Source organism: Marinitenerispora sediminis (genome assembly GCF_003336425.1).
Lineage (GTDB): Bacteria > Actinomycetota > Actinomycetes > Streptosporangiales > Streptosporangiaceae > Marinitenerispora > Marinitenerispora sediminis.
The window spans coordinates 1-14364 of the sequence record NZ_QEIO01000008.1 but is presented as its reverse complement, the minus strand read 5'-3'; the positions used below and the strand labels follow the sequence as shown (position 1 = coordinate 14364).

Annotated in this window: 14 protein-coding genes; 4 read left to right on the top strand and 10 right to left on the bottom strand. The window is 73.3% G+C overall.

The features are described 5' to 3' along the window. Positions 1–304: 304 nt before the first annotated feature. Positions 305–712 (bottom strand): LysM peptidoglycan-binding domain-containing protein, encoded by a 408-nt coding sequence (locus DEF28_RS02490; protein WP_233515051.1) that lies wholly within the window; start codon positions 710–712, stop codon positions 305–307. A gap of 442 nt (positions 713–1154) precedes the next feature. Between DEF28_RS02490 and lexA the strand changes: the two genes are divergently transcribed. Further along, a complete protein-coding gene (gene lexA / locus DEF28_RS02485) occupies positions 1155–1922 on the top strand; it encodes a transcriptional repressor LexA (protein ID WP_114396952.1) in 768 nt (255 codons plus the stop codon). Positions 1923–2097: 175 nt separating this feature from the next. Next, positions 2098–3210, top strand: a complete 1113-nt coding sequence (locus DEF28_RS02480; RefSeq protein WP_114446099.1) for an alpha/beta hydrolase family protein — start codon at positions 2098–2100, stop codon at positions 3208–3210. Between the two features lie 121 nt (positions 3211–3331). On the opposite strand, the gene DEF28_RS02475 is transcribed toward DEF28_RS02480, so the two are convergent. The 3 genes from DEF28_RS02475 to leuS form a co-directional block, all read right to left on the bottom strand. After that, the gene (locus DEF28_RS02475) at positions 3332–3955 is read right to left on the bottom strand and encodes a hypothetical protein (protein ID WP_158562745.1); all 624 of its coding nucleotides are present in this window, start codon (positions 3953–3955) and stop codon (positions 3332–3334) included. 564 nt (positions 3956–4519) lie between these two features. After that, positions 4520–5155 (bottom strand): hypothetical protein, encoded by a 636-nt coding sequence (locus DEF28_RS02470; RefSeq protein WP_181874429.1) that lies wholly within the window; start codon positions 5153–5155, stop codon positions 4520–4522. Positions 5156–5253: 98 nt separating this feature from the next. Further along, positions 5254–7749 carry a leucine--tRNA ligase gene (gene leuS / locus DEF28_RS02465; RefSeq protein ID WP_114400183.1) on the bottom strand — a complete coding sequence of 832 codons (2496 nt, stop codon included), beginning with the start codon at positions 7747–7749 and terminating at the stop codon, positions 5254–5256. Positions 7750–8173: 424 nt separating this feature from the next. Between leuS and DEF28_RS02460 the strand changes: the two genes are divergently transcribed. Further along, entirely contained in the window at positions 8174–8596 is a 423-nt protein-coding gene (locus DEF28_RS02460; RefSeq protein ID WP_114400184.1) for a DUF6406 domain-containing protein, read from the top strand. Between the two features lie 15 nt (positions 8597–8611). On the opposite strand, the gene DEF28_RS02455 is transcribed toward DEF28_RS02460, so the two are convergent. The 5 genes from DEF28_RS02455 to DEF28_RS02435 form a co-directional block, all read right to left on the bottom strand. After that, positions 8612–8833, bottom strand: coding sequence for a hypothetical protein (locus tag DEF28_RS02455; RefSeq protein ID WP_233515050.1), 222 nt, complete (start codon positions 8831–8833; stop codon positions 8612–8614). A 192-nt stretch (positions 8834–9025) separates the two neighbouring features. Then, complete coding sequence (locus tag DEF28_RS02450; protein ID WP_114400186.1) at positions 9026–10063, bottom strand: glycoside hydrolase family 3 N-terminal domain-containing protein; 1038 nt, start codon at positions 10061–10063, stop codon at positions 9026–9028. Continuing rightward, positions 10060–10956, bottom strand: a complete 897-nt coding sequence (locus DEF28_RS02445) for a carbohydrate ABC transporter permease (RefSeq protein WP_114400187.1) — start codon at positions 10954–10956, stop codon at positions 10060–10062. Before DEF28_RS02445 ends, DEF28_RS02450 begins: the two co-directional genes overlap by 4 nt. Then, on the bottom strand, positions 10953–11933 hold the full coding sequence (locus DEF28_RS02440) for a carbohydrate ABC transporter permease (protein ID WP_114400188.1): 981 nt from the start codon (positions 11931–11933) through the stop codon (positions 10953–10955). Before DEF28_RS02440 ends, DEF28_RS02445 begins: the two co-directional genes overlap by 4 nt. A gap of 3 nt (positions 11934–11936) precedes the next feature. Further along, positions 11937–13211 (bottom strand): sugar ABC transporter substrate-binding protein, encoded by a 1275-nt coding sequence (locus DEF28_RS02435; protein WP_114400189.1) that lies wholly within the window; start codon positions 13209–13211, stop codon positions 11937–11939. 211 nt (positions 13212–13422) lie between these two features. Here DEF28_RS02435 and DEF28_RS02430 point away from each other — a divergent pair, with 211 nt between their 5' ends. Next, positions 13423–13779, top strand: coding sequence for a hypothetical protein (locus DEF28_RS02430; RefSeq protein ID WP_114400190.1), 357 nt, complete (start codon positions 13423–13425; stop codon positions 13777–13779). A 48-nt stretch (positions 13780–13827) separates the two neighbouring features. Here DEF28_RS02430 and DEF28_RS02425 read toward each other — a convergent pair whose 3' ends face one another. After that, the gene (locus DEF28_RS02425) at positions 13828–14283 is read right to left on the bottom strand and encodes a hypothetical protein (protein ID WP_114400191.1); all 456 of its coding nucleotides are present in this window, start codon (positions 14281–14283) and stop codon (positions 13828–13830) included. Positions 14284–14364 lie beyond the last annotated feature (81 nt).

Here is a 14364-nt window from a genome sequence, read left to right as displayed (position 1 = left end):
GGCTTGTTCCGCAGCAGGCACTAGATGTTGTGGTCAACCTACGACCGTGCCCCGCCACACGCAAGTCGCCTCCCCGTGGCGCGACGGCGCGGCAGCGGGCGGCGCGGCGGCGAAATCACCGGTGATCCGGGCAGAACGGATGAGGACGGGCCCCGCTCACGCGCGCGAGGGTGCGCAACGCCACTCCCCGGGGGACACCCGGCGCCATCCCGGACCGACCACAGGGTGCCAGACACGACGGCGCGGACCGGGGACGGCGCGCCGCTCGCGGCACGCCCGCCGGTCCGCGCCGCGGACGACCGGGTCAGGAGTCGGGCAGCACGAGCTCCTGACCGGGCTCCAGCGCGAGGTCGGAGAGCTGGTTGAGTTCGACGATCTCCAGCACGGTGCGACGCGGGTCGTCGTCGGGACGGGTCCGCTCGGCGATCTCCCAGAGGGTGTCGCCGTCGTGGACGACCACGGTGCTGGGCGCCGAGGGCAGCATCAGGGAGTCGGAGGCGCCGGCGGTGGAGGCGCCCAGCGCCACGGTTGTCAGCACCAGGAGCGAGAATCCGGACGTGGCGACCAGACCGAGGGCCGAGAGGACGACCAGCCGCCCGCGCCGGGTGAGGCGGGGGCCGCGCTGCGCGGGGACGCAGGAATGGAGGTCGGGAAGTCCAGCGAGAGCCTGGGGGACCACGACGGCAGCACCGCCGCTGCTCTCAATACTCACGTCTTCTCCTCGCCATTCGGGGATCTCAACGGACCAGTCGTCAACCTCGGAACGGGGCGGCGGATCCGCAGTGGCGATCGATTCTGGCACCGACGCCGGCCGGTCCTGGCACCTGGCTCCCGACCCGGCCCCGGGTCGCGAGCCAGGTGCCCGCCGGTCCACGGAGAGCGGCATGGCGGGTTCAGACATGGCCCTCACCTTCGAACGCCCGTTCGATCAGAACTGACGTTCGACTATTACCGCATCTCGGCGATTTTTTCAGCACCATCTCGAACGTTTGTTTGATATTGCCTTGTCCGGGCACTAATGTTGGACATGTTTCACTGCGGTATGCCGACACTGTCGTCGATGCGACATCGCTTCGAGACTCCCTCGTTACGCGCCGCCGACGCCAGCCGCCGACAACCCACACCGAGAACACCGACCGCCGAGGAGGCCGGCCGTGCCGGAGGAAAACCACGGAGCGCAGGAACCTCACGCCAGCGGGAAGGCCGTCACCGCGCTCCGATCCTCGTCCACCCGGACCAGAGCCGCGCAGGAGCCTGCGGCACCGTCGGACTCGGCTCCGAAACTCACGGCCCGCCAGCAGAGCGTCCTCAACGTCATCCACCGTTACGTGCGGCAACGCGGCTACCCACCGTCCATCCGAGAGATCGGTGATGCGGTGGGGCTGTCTAGCCCCTCCAGTGTCGCGCACCAATTGAAGGTGTTGCAACGCAAGGGCTATCTCCACCGCGACCAGAATCGCCCACGGGCGGTGGAAATTCGCATTCCGGGACAACCTCCGGTGCGCTCCTGGGACGAACTCGACGAAGATCACTCCGCCGCGCCGGGCCGCGCTACCGACGTCCCGGTGATCGGCCGGATCGCCGCCGGCGGGCCCATCCTCGCGGAGGAGGCCGTCGAGGACGTCCTCACCCTGCCCAAGCAGCTCGTGGGCGAGGGGCGGCTGTTCATGCTCACGGTCGTGGGCGACTCGATGATCGAGGCCGCCATCACCGACGGTGACCTGGTGGTCGTCCGCCAGCAGCCCGACGCCAACAACGGCGACATCGTCGCGGCGCTGCTCGGCGACGAGGCCACAGTGAAGGCGTTCCGGCGCGACGGGGACCACGTCTGGCTGATGCCCCGCAACCCCGAGTACGAGCCCATCAGGGGCGACGAGGCCACCATCCTCGGCAAGGTCGTCGCGGTGCTGCGCCGAGTGTAACGACTTCACCTCGGTTTGACGCGGGGCCCGTGATCCGCACCGGGATCGCGGGCTCCGTCATCGTCACGCGACGTGATCGGCGCCGAATGGTTACCCTGCCGCGCCGCCATGAACGTCGGCCCGGGGGCCGCGGAGCGGGACGGCCCGCCATCAGCGGGCCCCTTACGGTGGGAGGGTGTCCTTTCCGTCCCCTCCGTTCCCCCCGCCCGTTCCGAGCCTCCGCGCCGCCGCACGCGGTGCGACCGCCCTCCTGGCCGCCAGCGCCCTGCTGCTGGCCGCGGCGTGCGGCGCCCCGGCCCCGCCCGAGCCACCGGCCGCCTCCCCGTCACCCGGCGCCACCCCGGTGGAGCGCGCCGTCGTGTTCGAGGACGCCGGCGACACCGTGCACGGCACCTTCGCCCTGCCCGACGGCGCGCAGGGCCGGATACCCGCCGCGCTCATCATCTCGGGGAGCGGCCCCACCGACCGCGACGGCAACAGCCCCACCCGGCCGGAGGCCGACACCAACGCCAACTTCGCGCGGGTGCTCGCCGGGGCCGGCGTCGCCTCGCTGCGCTACGACAAGCTCGGCTCGGGCGACACCGGGCTCGGCTCCCGTGACGGCACCGCCGACATCGACTACGCCCTCTTCGAGGACCAGATGGCCGCGGCCTACGCCGAACTCCTGGCGCAGCCGGAGGTGGACCCCGAGCGGGTGGCCGTGCTCGGCCACAGCGAGGGCAGCCTGTTCGCTCTGCGGGCCCCGCAGGTCGTCCCCGGGCCGCCTCCGGCCGCGCTGATCCTCGCCGCCCCGGTGGGCGCCCGCTACCTGGACCTCCTCGACCGGCAGGTCACCGAACAGGTCCGCGACGGCGAAAGCGCCGGCGCACTGGACACGGCCGCGGCCAACCGGCTGCTGTCCGACACCCGCTTCGCCATCGCCCGGATCCGCTCGGGGGATCCGCTGCCCGAGACGCTCTCCCCCGAACTCGCTCCCCTGTTCGCTCCGGCCAACCGGGCGTTCCTCCGGGAGATCGACGCCATGGACCCGGTCCAGCTCGGCCGCTCCCTCCCCGATAGCACCCGCGTACTCGTCCTGTGGGGGACCGCCGACTCGCAGGTCACCCGCACCGAGGTCGACCGGCTGATGACCGGGCTCCCCGGCGCCGAACGGGTGGACCTGGCCGACGCCGACCACGTGTTCCGCCGCTACGACGACTCCCCCGGCGCACCAGCGCGGGACGCCGAACGCCCCTTCTCGCCGGACGCCGCCCCGGCGGTCGAGGACTTCCTGGACGCCGTCTGGTGACCCGCCCGCGGCCCGCCGGCGGCGGGCCGCCCGGACAGCACGACGGCGCCCCTCCCGCGACGGGAGGGGCGCCGTGGCGTCCGCACCGGGGCCGGGCGGCACGGCCGCCCGGCGGACCGGGTCAGGAACGTGTCGCCTCGATCCCGGCGACCGCGGCGCGCGCCAGCTGCTCGGCGCCGGCGACCGCCTCGGACTCGGAGATGGAGGACGAGTAGGAGTAGTCGGTCGCGGCGTCGTAGCAGGTCGAGACGAAGATGTTCGACGTCCGCACGCCGACGCAGCCGAGCTCGTACTCGGTGTCGTACCAGGAGGCGGCCTCGTCACCGAGCCCCTGCACCGGGGTGGTGGTGAACCCCTCGGACTGGCTGGCGAGGTCGGAGGCGGTCTCCTCCGCGCCGGTCGTGCCGGGGCGGTTCTGGTTCCGCATGATGATCATCGACGCGGTGGCCGGCATGCCCGAGGCGTCGCTGGAGGTGATCCAGGAGCACTGGTAGCCGTCCCACCACTCCTGGCCGCCGGTGTCGATGGCCTGGTTGGTCTGCTGCTCGTATCCGGGGAGCAGGGACTCCAGCGCGGAGTTCTCGCCGACGGTGCAGTCCGGCGTGGCCTGGTAGTCGCCGCCGCTGCCGCTGATCCAGACGTAGGCGCCGATACCGCCGGCGATGAGCAGCACCACCAGCACCACGGCGCCCACGATGGCGCCCACCGCGCACCCGCGGTTGCTCTTGGGCGCGGCCTGGCCCACATAGGGGTTCTCCCCGTACGGGACTCCGGGGCCCGGCTGCGGACCGTAGGCGCCGGGAGGACCATAGGGGCCGGGTTGCTGCGGACCGTAGGGTCCCTGGGGCCCGGTCGGCTGACCGGGCGGCGGTCCGCCGTACGGCCCCGACGGGCCGGTCGGTCCCCCGGGCGGCCCCGGAGGAGGACCACCGTAAGGTGGCTGGGCCATCAGCGAGTCCCCTTTCCTCACCAAGCACTTCACGCTGACCAGCAGAGCTACGCTACTAGTCCGCCAACCTCATCTCCGCCCAAAACGGACGTCGGTTACGTGATTGACACCGTCTGGGCGAGCACCCGTAGCACAGGTCACAGGCGTGTCCGTGGCCTCGGGCGGCGGGTGGCCCGCGCGGCCTCCGGGGGGTGGCGGCGGGCGTCCGCGGGCATCCGGCCGAGTGCGGGGCGGGCGGTCCCGTCACGACCCGTCACAGGTGCACGGCGATAGGACGCCGCGGCGGCGCGCCCGGTTCCGCAGCCGCGTAACGAACCGGTGACGCCTCCGGGCCCCGCCGGTCCGCGCCTGGGGGCGGGATCAGACAGCGGCGGCCACGCCCTCGGCGACCGCCACGGCACCGGCCCGGGCGTCGTCGAAGGTGAGGTCGGCCCCGCCGTACCAGACGCGCACCACCAGGTTGCCGCGCCGGAAGGCCAGCTCGGCGGCGCCCGGGTCGGTCGGCGAGTGCCAGACCAGCGCGTCGGGGCCGAGTCCGGCCACCGGAGCCGAACCGTTGAGCTCGTTCACCGGCGCGAGCTCGGCCAGCCGGGCGGCCGCGGCCTGCTCGCCGGTGACCTCACCGGCCTTGTCCGTGAAGTGCGCGTGGAAGGCGACCTGGACCGACCGCGGCGCCGTGTCCGGCGCGGAGGCACCGTCAGCGCCGCCGAGCGACGTCCACACGCACGAGCTGCCGCTGGCGTCGGCCAGCGGCCCGCGCTCGGCGGCCTCCAGGGCGGCCGAGGGGGCGACGGAGGCGAGCAGGTCGGCGCCGACCGCGTCGCAGCCGGGCGCGGTGGCGTAGGCGTCGTCCGGCCCCGCGGCCGTCGCCGGGCCGCCCGCGCCCCACAGGACGCCGGCCGTGATCGCCGCCGCCGAGACCACGACGACTCCGCCGGCCGCGGCCGCGGCCCGTGCGCGCCCGCCGAACCGCCGTCCACCGCTCCTCTGGACCATGCACCCCTCGCTGTACGTCCGCCGCACGCCCCCGGGCCCGAGCCCGGCGACAGGAGCGGGGACGGGCCCCTGCGGTCCCGTCCCCGCACGCCCGGTTGTCAGGCCACCACGATGTTGACCAGCTTGGGTTCGCGGACGACGACCTTGCGGACCGTCCGCTCGCCGATGAACCCCTGGACCTTCTCCGAGGCCAGTGCCAGGCGCTCCAGCTCCTCGGCCGAGATGTCCGGCGGGACCTGCAGCTTGTCGCGGACCTTGCTGGCCACCTGGACCACGCAGGTCACCGACTCCTGGACGAGCAGCGCGGGGTCGGGGGTCCGCCAGTTGCCGACGGCGACGGAGCCGGTGTGGCCGAGCCGCTCCCAGCCCTCCTCGGCGACGTAGGGCGCGACCAGCGACAGGGTGACCGCGATGACCTCGGCGGCCTCGCGCACCGCCGGATCGGCGGCGCCCGGCCCGGAGTCGATGGCGCGCCGGGCCGCCGTGACCAGCTCCATGACGCGGGCGATGGCGACATTGAAGCGCTGCGCCTCGACCGCTGCGGTCACCTTGTCCAGGGTCTGGTGGGTGGCCTTGCGCAGGGCGAGGTCGCCCGCGGCGGGGTCGGTCCCCGGCTCCGAGGCGGCGCCGGCCTGCGCCATGACCCGGTAGGCGCGGTTGAGGAAGCGCAGCGAGGCCGCCGGCGACACGTCGGCCCAGTCGATGTCCTCCTCGGGCGGTCCGGCGAAGACCACCGTCAGCCGCACGGCGTCCACGCCGTACTCGTCGATCTCCTTGCCGAGGTCCACGCCGTTGCCGAGCGACTTCGACATCGCCTTGCCCTGGTTGATCACCTGGCCCTGGTTGAGCAGCCGGGTGAAGGGCTCGGTGAAGTCCACCAGGCCCATGTCGTACAGCACCTTGGTGAAGAACCGGCTGTACAGCAGGTGCAGGATGGCGTGCTCCACCCCGCCCACGTACTGGTCGATCGGCCCCCACCGCCGGACCTGCTCCACGTCGAACGGCGCGGTGTCGGTGTGCGGCGAGCAGTACCGCAGGTAGTACCAGGAGGAGTCGACGAAGGTGTCCATCGTGTCGGTGTCGCGCAGGGCCGCACCGCCGCACCGCGGGCAGGCGGTGTTGACCCAGTCGGCCGCCGCGGCCAGCGGCGAGACCCCCTTGGGGGCGAGGTCGGCGCCCCGGAGGTTCTCGGGCAGCCGCACCGGCAGCTGGTCGTCGGGGACGGGGACCTCGCCGCAGTCGGGGCAGTGCACGATCGGGATCGGCGTGCCCCAGAACCGCTGGCGCGAGAGCAGCCAGTCGCGCAGCCGGTAGTTCACGGCGGCGTCGCCGGTGCCGCGCTCGGCGAGGATCTCGATGATGCGCGGGATGGCTTCGGTCTTGGTCAGCCCGTCCAGCGGGCCGGAGTTGACCAGCCGCCCCTCGCCGGCCGTGGCGACGCCCGTGATGTCGGGGTCCTCCTCGCCGGTCTCGACGACCACGCGCACCGGCAGGTCGAAGGCCTTGGCGAAGTCGAGGTCGCGCTGGTCGTGGGCGGGAACCGCCATGATGGCGCCGTGGCCGTAGTCGGCCAGCACGTAGTCGGCGGCCCACACCGGGATGCGCTCCCCGTTCACGGGGTTGATGGCGTGGCGGCCCAGGAACACGCCGGTCTTGGTGCGCTCGGTCGACTGGCGCTCGATGTCGGTCAGCTTCGCGACACCGGCGCGGTAGGCCTCGAACTCGGCGCGGTGCTCCGGCGCGCACAGCTCGTCAGCGAGAGCGGCGTCGGCCGCGACGACGAAGAACGTCGCACCGAACAGGGTGTCGGGCCGGGTGGTGAACACCGTAACGGGCTCGTCGCGCCCCTCGATGTGGAACCGGACGTCGGCGCCCCGCGACCGGCCGATCCAGTTGCGCTGCATGAGCAGCACGCGCTCGGGCCATTTGCCTTCGAGCCGCTCCATGTCGTCGAGCAGCCGGTCGGCGTACTCGGTGATCCGGAAGTACCACTGGTTGAGGCTGCGCCGCACGACCTCGGTGCCGCAGCGCTCGCAGCGGCCCTGGACCACCTGCTCGTTGGCCAGGACGGTCTGGTCGTTGGGGCACCAGTTGACGAGGCCGTCCTTGCGGTAGGCCAGGCCGCGCTCGTAGAAGCGCAGGAAGAGCCACTGGTTCCAGCGGTAGTACTCCGGGTCGCTGGTGTGCAGCCGGCGCGACCAGTCGAACGCGATGCCGTAGCGCTTGAACGACTCGGCCTGGGTCTCGATGTTGGCGTAGGTCCACTCCGCGGGGTGGGAGTCGCGCTTGATGGCGGCGTTCTCCGCGGGCAGGCCGAAGGAGTCCCAGCCGATCGGGTGCAGGACGTTCTCGCCGAGCTGGAACCGGTAGCGCGCCACGACGTCGCCCATGGCGAACGCCTCGGCGTGGCCCATGTGGAGGTCACCCGACGGATAGGGGAACATGTCGAGCACGTAGCGGCGAGGGCGGTCGTCGGCCGGGTCCTCGCTGGCCGCGAAGGGGTTCTCCTTCGCCCACCGGGCCTGCCACTTCTCCTGGAGCGCGCGAGCGTCGTACGTGTCGCCCGCGACCTGGTCTCCGCCTACCGCTGTCATCGCTGGAACTATCCTCTACGGTTCACGCTCGGGCACGTCGCGGCCGGCCGGCCGCCGTGCCGCGTTCCTCGCGTCCGGGGTCACGGCCGCGCTCGAAGAACACTCACCGGCGCGCCGTCCGTCGGGAGGACCCTGGGACGGGCTTGCCGCCGACCTGGTCAGCGCCGTCGCCGCCGGCCGGGTGTCTGAGCCTCAAGGTTAGCGCGCCCACCGGACGTCCATCGACGCGTTCGGCGGCCGCTCCTCCGGGGACGCGGCGCACGGCGGGCCCCGGCCGGTGGGAGAATACCGGCGCGCGGCCGCCTCCGGCCGCCGCGTGTCGCCGTGTGTCCATCCGTGTCCCGCCTCCCGGCGGGACCGCACCGGCGGCGCACCGCCGGCCTCCCACGACGCCGGCGTCTGAAGCACTGGGAGATCTCGGAAGATGACTGTCTTCGTTCGTGTCCGCCGACTCGCCCGCGTCGCCGCCGGTGCCGCCCTCGGTCTGGGGCTGGCCCTCGGCGCCGCGGCGTGCGGCGGTGACGGTGAGAGCGACACCGCGGCCACGAGCAGTCCGGCGCCGGTCCTCGGGCAGAACAACGACCGCATCCAGCTCACCGAGGGGGCGGCCTTCTCCCTCGGCTCCGAGGACGAGCGGACCACCTCGCTCCAGATCACCGGCTACGAGGACGGCGACGAGCCGTCCGTCGTCATCAGTGTCCGCGAGGGAGAGGGCGAGGCCGCCTCGCACACGCTGCGCCTCGGCGACACCCTCGACATCGCGGGCGAGGCCTGGCAGGTATCGGAGATCGGGGTCGGCGAGTCGGCGTCGATGCCCGGCTCCGCCACCCTCACCCGCGCGGAGTAGCCGCGCGGCGGCCGGTCAGGACAGCGGCTGCCACGGGGAGTCGCACCCGGTGCACCGGAACTCGATGCGCTTGCCGCAGGTCTTGCAGTGCGGGCCGGGGCTGTAGTCGTCGAGGTGGTCGGCGTGCTGGTCGGCGAAGTAGCGCAGCCCCATGCACACGTTGCAGCGGATGAGCACGTTGGTGGGACTCCGCGGCCAGGGGTAGTCGGGTTCGATCGGGTGACCGTCCAGTTCCACGCGCACGCCCTCCCCATGGCCAGGGCGGTCGGCGCTGAGCGGGGGGCGTCCTCCCCGACGCCGGCCCGGCCCGCCCGGACGACCTGGCGGAACCCACTGTCGCTGCAACGATCCACGACAGGGGTGCCGCGGTCAAGCGCCCGCCGCGGCACGGCGGCCCGCCGGCGGCCGGGGCCGGGCCCGCCGTCCGGCTCAGCGGACCGCTGACACCGCCAGCCCCGCCACCCGCTCGGCCGCCTCCGCCAGGCGCCCGGCCGGCACGGTCCCGTCGGCCACGGCGGCCAGCAGGCCGTCCAGCGCCGTGCGGAAGATCGCCTCGTCCCCGGTGTCGGAGTCGTGCGGGTTGCCCAGGCAGAGCAGGTCGGCCCCGGCCCGCAGCGCGGCGACCGCCCCCCGCGCCACACCGGCGACGACCGTGGGCGCCCCCGTGGACCTGGTGACGGCGCGCATGTCGAGGGCGTCGGTGACGGCGGTCCCGGTGAACCCGAGGTCGGTGCGCAGCAGCGCGTAGCCGCGTGCGGACAGGCTGGCCGGCGCCTCGTCCAGGGCGGGGACCGCGATGTGCCCGGCCATCACCATGGGGACGCCGGCCTCGATCGCGGCGGCGAACGGCACGAGCTCCCGCCCGCGCAGGGTCGGCAGGTCGACGTCGACGACCGGCAGCGCCTTGTGGGAGTCGACGGCGGTGTCGCCGTGCCCGGGGAAGTGCTTGCCCGCGGCCAGCGTCCCGCTCGCCGCCAGTCCGCGCGCGAAGGCGGCCCCGTGCCGGGCCACGAGGCCGGCGTCGGCGCCGAAGGAGCGGTCCCCGATCACCGGGTTGCGCGGGTCGACGTTGACGTCCAGCACGGGGGCGAGCGCCGCGTCGATGCCGACGGCGCGCAGTTCCCGGCCCAGCTCCTCGGCGACCGCGCGGGTGCGCTCCGGGTCGTCGGCCGCGCCCAGCTCGGCGTGCCCGGGGTAGGGCGAGCCGGTGGCGGCGTGCAGCCGGGTGACCCGCCCGCCCTCCTCGTCGCTGGTGACCAGCAGGTCGGCGCGCAGCCCGTGCAGCTCCCGGGTCAGCGCCGCGGGATCGGCGGCGAGGTTGGGGGCGAAGCAGCAGACCGCGCCCAGTCCGGCGTCGATCGCGCGGGCCAGCCAGTCCGGCGTCCGGGTGCCCAGGAATCCCGGCATCAGGACCGCGTGCGCCATGCGCCGCAGCGCGGGATCGCGGTGCGGATCGGCGGCCGTCATCCCTTCACCGCCCCGGCGACCAGCCCCGAGACCAGGCCGCGCTGGACGAACAGGAAGAACGCCATCACCGGCAGCGTGATGATGGTGGACGCCGCCATGACCGCCCCCCAGTCGGTGGTGTACTGGCCGAAGAACTGGCGGAGGCCCACCGCCACGGTGTACTTGTCGCTGTCGTTCATGAAGGTCAGGGCGAGGATGAACTCGTTCCACGCCGTGATGAAGGAGAAGATGCCGGTGGCCACCAGGCCGGGCGCGACCAGCGGGAACAGCACCGACCAGAACATCCGCCCCCACGAGGCGCCGTCGATGTAGGCGGCCTCCTCGACCTCCACCGGCACGGCGGCCACGAACCCGCGCAGCATCCACACCGCGAACGGCAGCGACAGGGCGATGTAGACCACGCCGAGGCCGATCAGCGAGTTGAGCATCTGCAGGTCGCGCGCCAGCAGGAACAGCGAGATGACCAGTGCCTCCAGCGGCACCATCTGGACCACGAGGATGAGGATGAGCACGGTGGTGCGCAGCCGGAACCGGAACCGGGCCACCGCGACCGCCGCGAGCAGCGCCAGCAGGCTGCTGCCCACCACCGTGATGAGGGCGACGAGCACGGAGTTGCCGAGGTAGGTGAGGAACCCGGCCCGGGTGAGCACGTACTCGAAGTGCCGGAGGGAGAACTCGGTCGGCAGCAGCACGTCGATGCCCGAGGTGGCGCGCGGGGCGAACGCGCTGGCCAGCATGAAGTAGGCCGGGAAGAGCGTGAAGACGAGCAGCGCGGCGACCGCCGCGCCCTTGCCGATGCGGCGGGCGGTCCGTCGCGGTGAGCGCCGCGCCCGGGCCCGGCCGGCGCCGGCGGGCGCGACCGCGGTGGCCGTGGCGGCCGTCGGGGTGGTCATCGCAGCTCCTCGTCGCGGAACACGGCCCGCAGGTAGCCGATGGTGATCACGAGCAGCATGAGGGTGAGCAGCACCGCCACGGCCGAGCCCAGGCCGTAGCTCTGCTGCGCGAAGGAGCGCACGTAGGACCACACGCCCAGGTTGAACACCTCGGGGTTGGTCCCGCCGCCGCCCGGCATCAGGTAGACCTGCGCGAACACCTTGAAGTCCCAGATGGTCGACAGGATGGTGACGACGGCGAAGACCGGGCGGATCGTGGGTACGGTGACCCGCCAGAACCGCTGCCAGGCGTTCGCGCCGTCCAGCATCGCCGCCTCGGTGAGCTCGCGCGGGATGGTCAGCAGCCCGGCGAGCACGGTCACGGCCACGAACGGGAAGCCGTGGTGGACGATGTTGAGCGTGACGATCGCGTAGAAGGACAGCCGCTCGGTGAACCAGTTGAAGCCCTCGGGCCCCACGAGCCCGACCGCTTGGAGGAGCTGGCGGACCAGCCCGCGGTCCACGTCGAAGATCCAGATCCACACGTAGGTGCCGGTCACGGCGGGCATGGCCCAGGCGACCAGCACGCAGCCGATGACGACCGTCCGCCACCAGGGCCCCAGCGAGCGCAGCAGCAGCGCGACGAGGGTCCCCAGCACCACCGTCCCGCCCACGGCCACCACGGCGAACACGATGGTGTTGGGCAGCACGACCCGCCACAGGAAGGGGTCGGTGAGCAGGGCCACGTAGTTGTCGAGGCCGTTGTAGTTGGGCTCGCCGGAGACGACGTTGCGCAGGCCGTAGTCCTGGAAGGACAGCCACACGACCCGCCCCAGCGGGTAGAGGAGCAGGACGCCGATCACCGCGAGCCCTGGCGCGAGCAGCAGCCAGGGGCGCAGCGGCACCCGGCGGCGCCGCCGCGCGCGGGGGGGCGGGAGCGGGCGGCCGGCCGCCGACGCGGGGTCGGCGGCCGGGCGGACGAGGACGGGTTCGCTCACGGGTCAGGCGCCCCCGTTGAGGGTTTCCTCGATGGACTCGGCCGCGGTGGCCGTGGCCTCCTCCACCGACGCGTCGCCGGACAGGATCGCCTGGACCATCGTCTGGACGACCCGCTGGCCCTCGACCTGGCCCCAGGCGGAGGTGACCGGCACGCCGTGGCCCGCCTCGCTCATCTGGATGGCGAACGGGCTCACCAGCGGGTCCTCGGACTCGGTGAAGGGGGCGAGCTGGGACTGGCGTCCCGGGAAGTAGCTGGTCTCCTCCGTCCAGCGCCGGGCGAACTCGTCGCCGGTGAGCAGCTGCACGTACTGCCAGGCGAGTTCCTCGTCCTCGCTGCCGTTGAAGACCGACAGGTGCGAGCCGCCCAGGAACGACGGGCTGTACCCGCCGTCGCGGCCGGGGATGGGGAAGGCGCCGACCCGGCCCTCCAGCTCCGGGTCGGTCTCCATGATGGCCGCGGGCGCCCAGCTGCCGGCGATCATCATGGCGCTGTCGCCCCGGATGAAGGCGTCCTGCATGTCGGTCTCCAGCCAGGTGGTGGCACCGGTGGTGGAGAGGCCGTCCTCCAGGGCGAGGTCGGTGAAGAAGCGGATGCCCTCCCGGGACTCGGGGCTGTCGATCTCGGCCTGCCAGGTGCCGTCCTCGGCCTGGACGGCGACGTCGCCGCCGGCGCCCCAGACGAACGGGAGCGCGGAGAACATCGCACCGCCGGGGACCGGGAACCCGGCCATGTCCTCGCGCTCCTCCTGGATGGTGGTGGCGACCTCGCGCAGCTCCTCCCAGGTGGTGGGCTCCTCCAGCTCCAGCTCCTCGAAGACGTCGGTGCGGTAGACCACCGCGCGCACACCGGCGAACCAGGGGACGCCGTACAGCCGGTCGTCGAGGGTACCGGCCTCCAGCAGCCCCGGGACGTAGTCGCTGGTGTCGCCGGCCCGCTCGGTGACGTCGGCCAGCGCCCCGGCGTCGGCGAACTCCGGGGTCCAGGTGGTGCCGACCTCGGCGACGTCGGGCGCGGTCCCGCCCGCGATCGCCGTGACGAAATTGTCGTGGGCGTCGGCCCAGGGGACGAACTCGACGTTGACCTGGGCACCGGTCGTCGCCTCGAACTCCGCGGCGACCTCGTCGAAGAAGGCGGTCGCGTCGGGGTGGGTGCCCTCCATGATCCAGACGTCGAGGGTCTGGCCGGCGCCCGAGGGGCCACCGGTGCCGCAGGCGGTGGCCGCGAGCGTCACGGCCACCCCCAGCGCGACAGCGGGCAGGACATGCTTTCGGCCCATTGACGATCTCCCGTCCGTGTTGCCGCGGGGCACCCCCGTTGCGGCCGTATCCGCACGCCCCTGGGGACTGGAAAGAAACCTACGCAAAATCCGGACCGCTGTGAAGTAAACAACAGAACCCGAGCGCCATGACGTGGCGGAACGGTGGTGCAACCCGCTGTGATAAGCGGCGACCAGGGCGGTGGAGCGGGGCCGCGCTACGCTCGTCGGCGTGTCCCAAGAGGTTCCGAAGAGCGCGCTCGACCTGGATGAGATCCTGCGCCGGGGCGGCGCGAACGTCGGTGACGAGGATTTCGCGTTTGCGGGCTGCCCGGGCTGCGGCCGGGTCTTCCTGTTCGAGGGCGAGGCGGACGCCCTCTACCTCGACCCGCACGACCTCGGCCGGCGGCACCTCCCCGCCGCGGCCGCGCCGGACCTCGGGCCGTGCCCGTCCTGCGGGGAGCGCGTGGGATACCGCTCGGCCGCCACCTGGGCGGAGGTCGCGCGGAGCGCGTGGGTGTGGGCGGTCCGCGCGGACGCGTGGCCGCGGGGGCTGCGGCCCGGCCCACCGGGCCGCGCGGCCCCGTGATCCCGTGCCGCGGGCACCGCCCCGGAGGCGGCGCGGTGCCCGGGGACGCTACTCGGAGATGCCCGAGGCGATGCGGAGGGTGGAGACCAGTTCGGCCGGGCTGTACACGGCCCTGCCGACCGCGGCCGAGAACGCGGCGAGCATGTGCATGAACACCAGCGGGTCGCCGCGGGTGAAGCGCTCGGCGGCCTCCTCCTCGCCGACCGAGTACGCCTCCCAGGCGTTGATCACGGCGAACTCGACCTCGGGCTCCAGCAGGTCGGCGACGGCGCGGGCCACGGCCTCGCGCGAGTCGGCGGGTTTCCACACCATGCCGGTCTCCTGGACGCGGCGGGTGAGGAACGAGGCGTACACCTTGAGCTCCGATGTGGCGGCGGCCACCGCCTCGGCGCCGGTGATGCCCTCGACCGCGGCGGCCAGGTCCGCGGACTCGCGGCGCACGTAGGCGTCGATGAGCGCGATGGCGAGATGCTTCACGGTGTTGGCGTCGTCTGTGGCGGACATGTCCCCATCATGCCCGCCCGGGCCGGTCGGACGCGCCGGCCGGCCCGGGTCGCGCCCCCGCGGCGGGCGGCGGGCGGCGGG

Bases quoted from the DNA above. Each gene is read 5' to 3' on its own strand.
- leuS (WP_114400183.1), bottom strand. From the start codon at position 7,749: ATGACAGCGGTAGGCGGAGACCAGGTCGCGGGCGACACGTACGACGCT.
- DEF28_RS02445 (WP_114400187.1), bottom strand. From the start codon at position 10,956: ATGACCACCCCGACGGCCGCCACGGCCACCGCGGTCGCGCCCGCCGGC.
- DEF28_RS02470 (WP_181874429.1), bottom strand. From the start codon at position 5,155: ATGGTCCAGAGGAGCGGTGGACGGCGGTTCGGCGGGCGCGCACGGGCC.
- DEF28_RS02425 (WP_114400191.1), bottom strand. From the start codon at position 14,283: ATGTCCGCCACAGACGACGCCAACACCGTGAAGCATCTCGCCATCGCG.
- DEF28_RS02460 (WP_114400184.1), top strand. From the start codon at position 8,174: ATGACTGTCTTCGTTCGTGTCCGCCGACTCGCCCGCGTCGCCGCCGGT.
- DEF28_RS02435 (WP_114400189.1), bottom strand. From the start codon at position 13,211: ATGGGCCGAAAGCATGTCCTGCCCGCTGTCGCGCTGGGGGTGGCCGTG.
- DEF28_RS02450 (WP_114400186.1), bottom strand. From the start codon at position 10,063: ATGACGGCCGCCGATCCGCACCGCGATCCCGCGCTGCGGCGCATGGCG.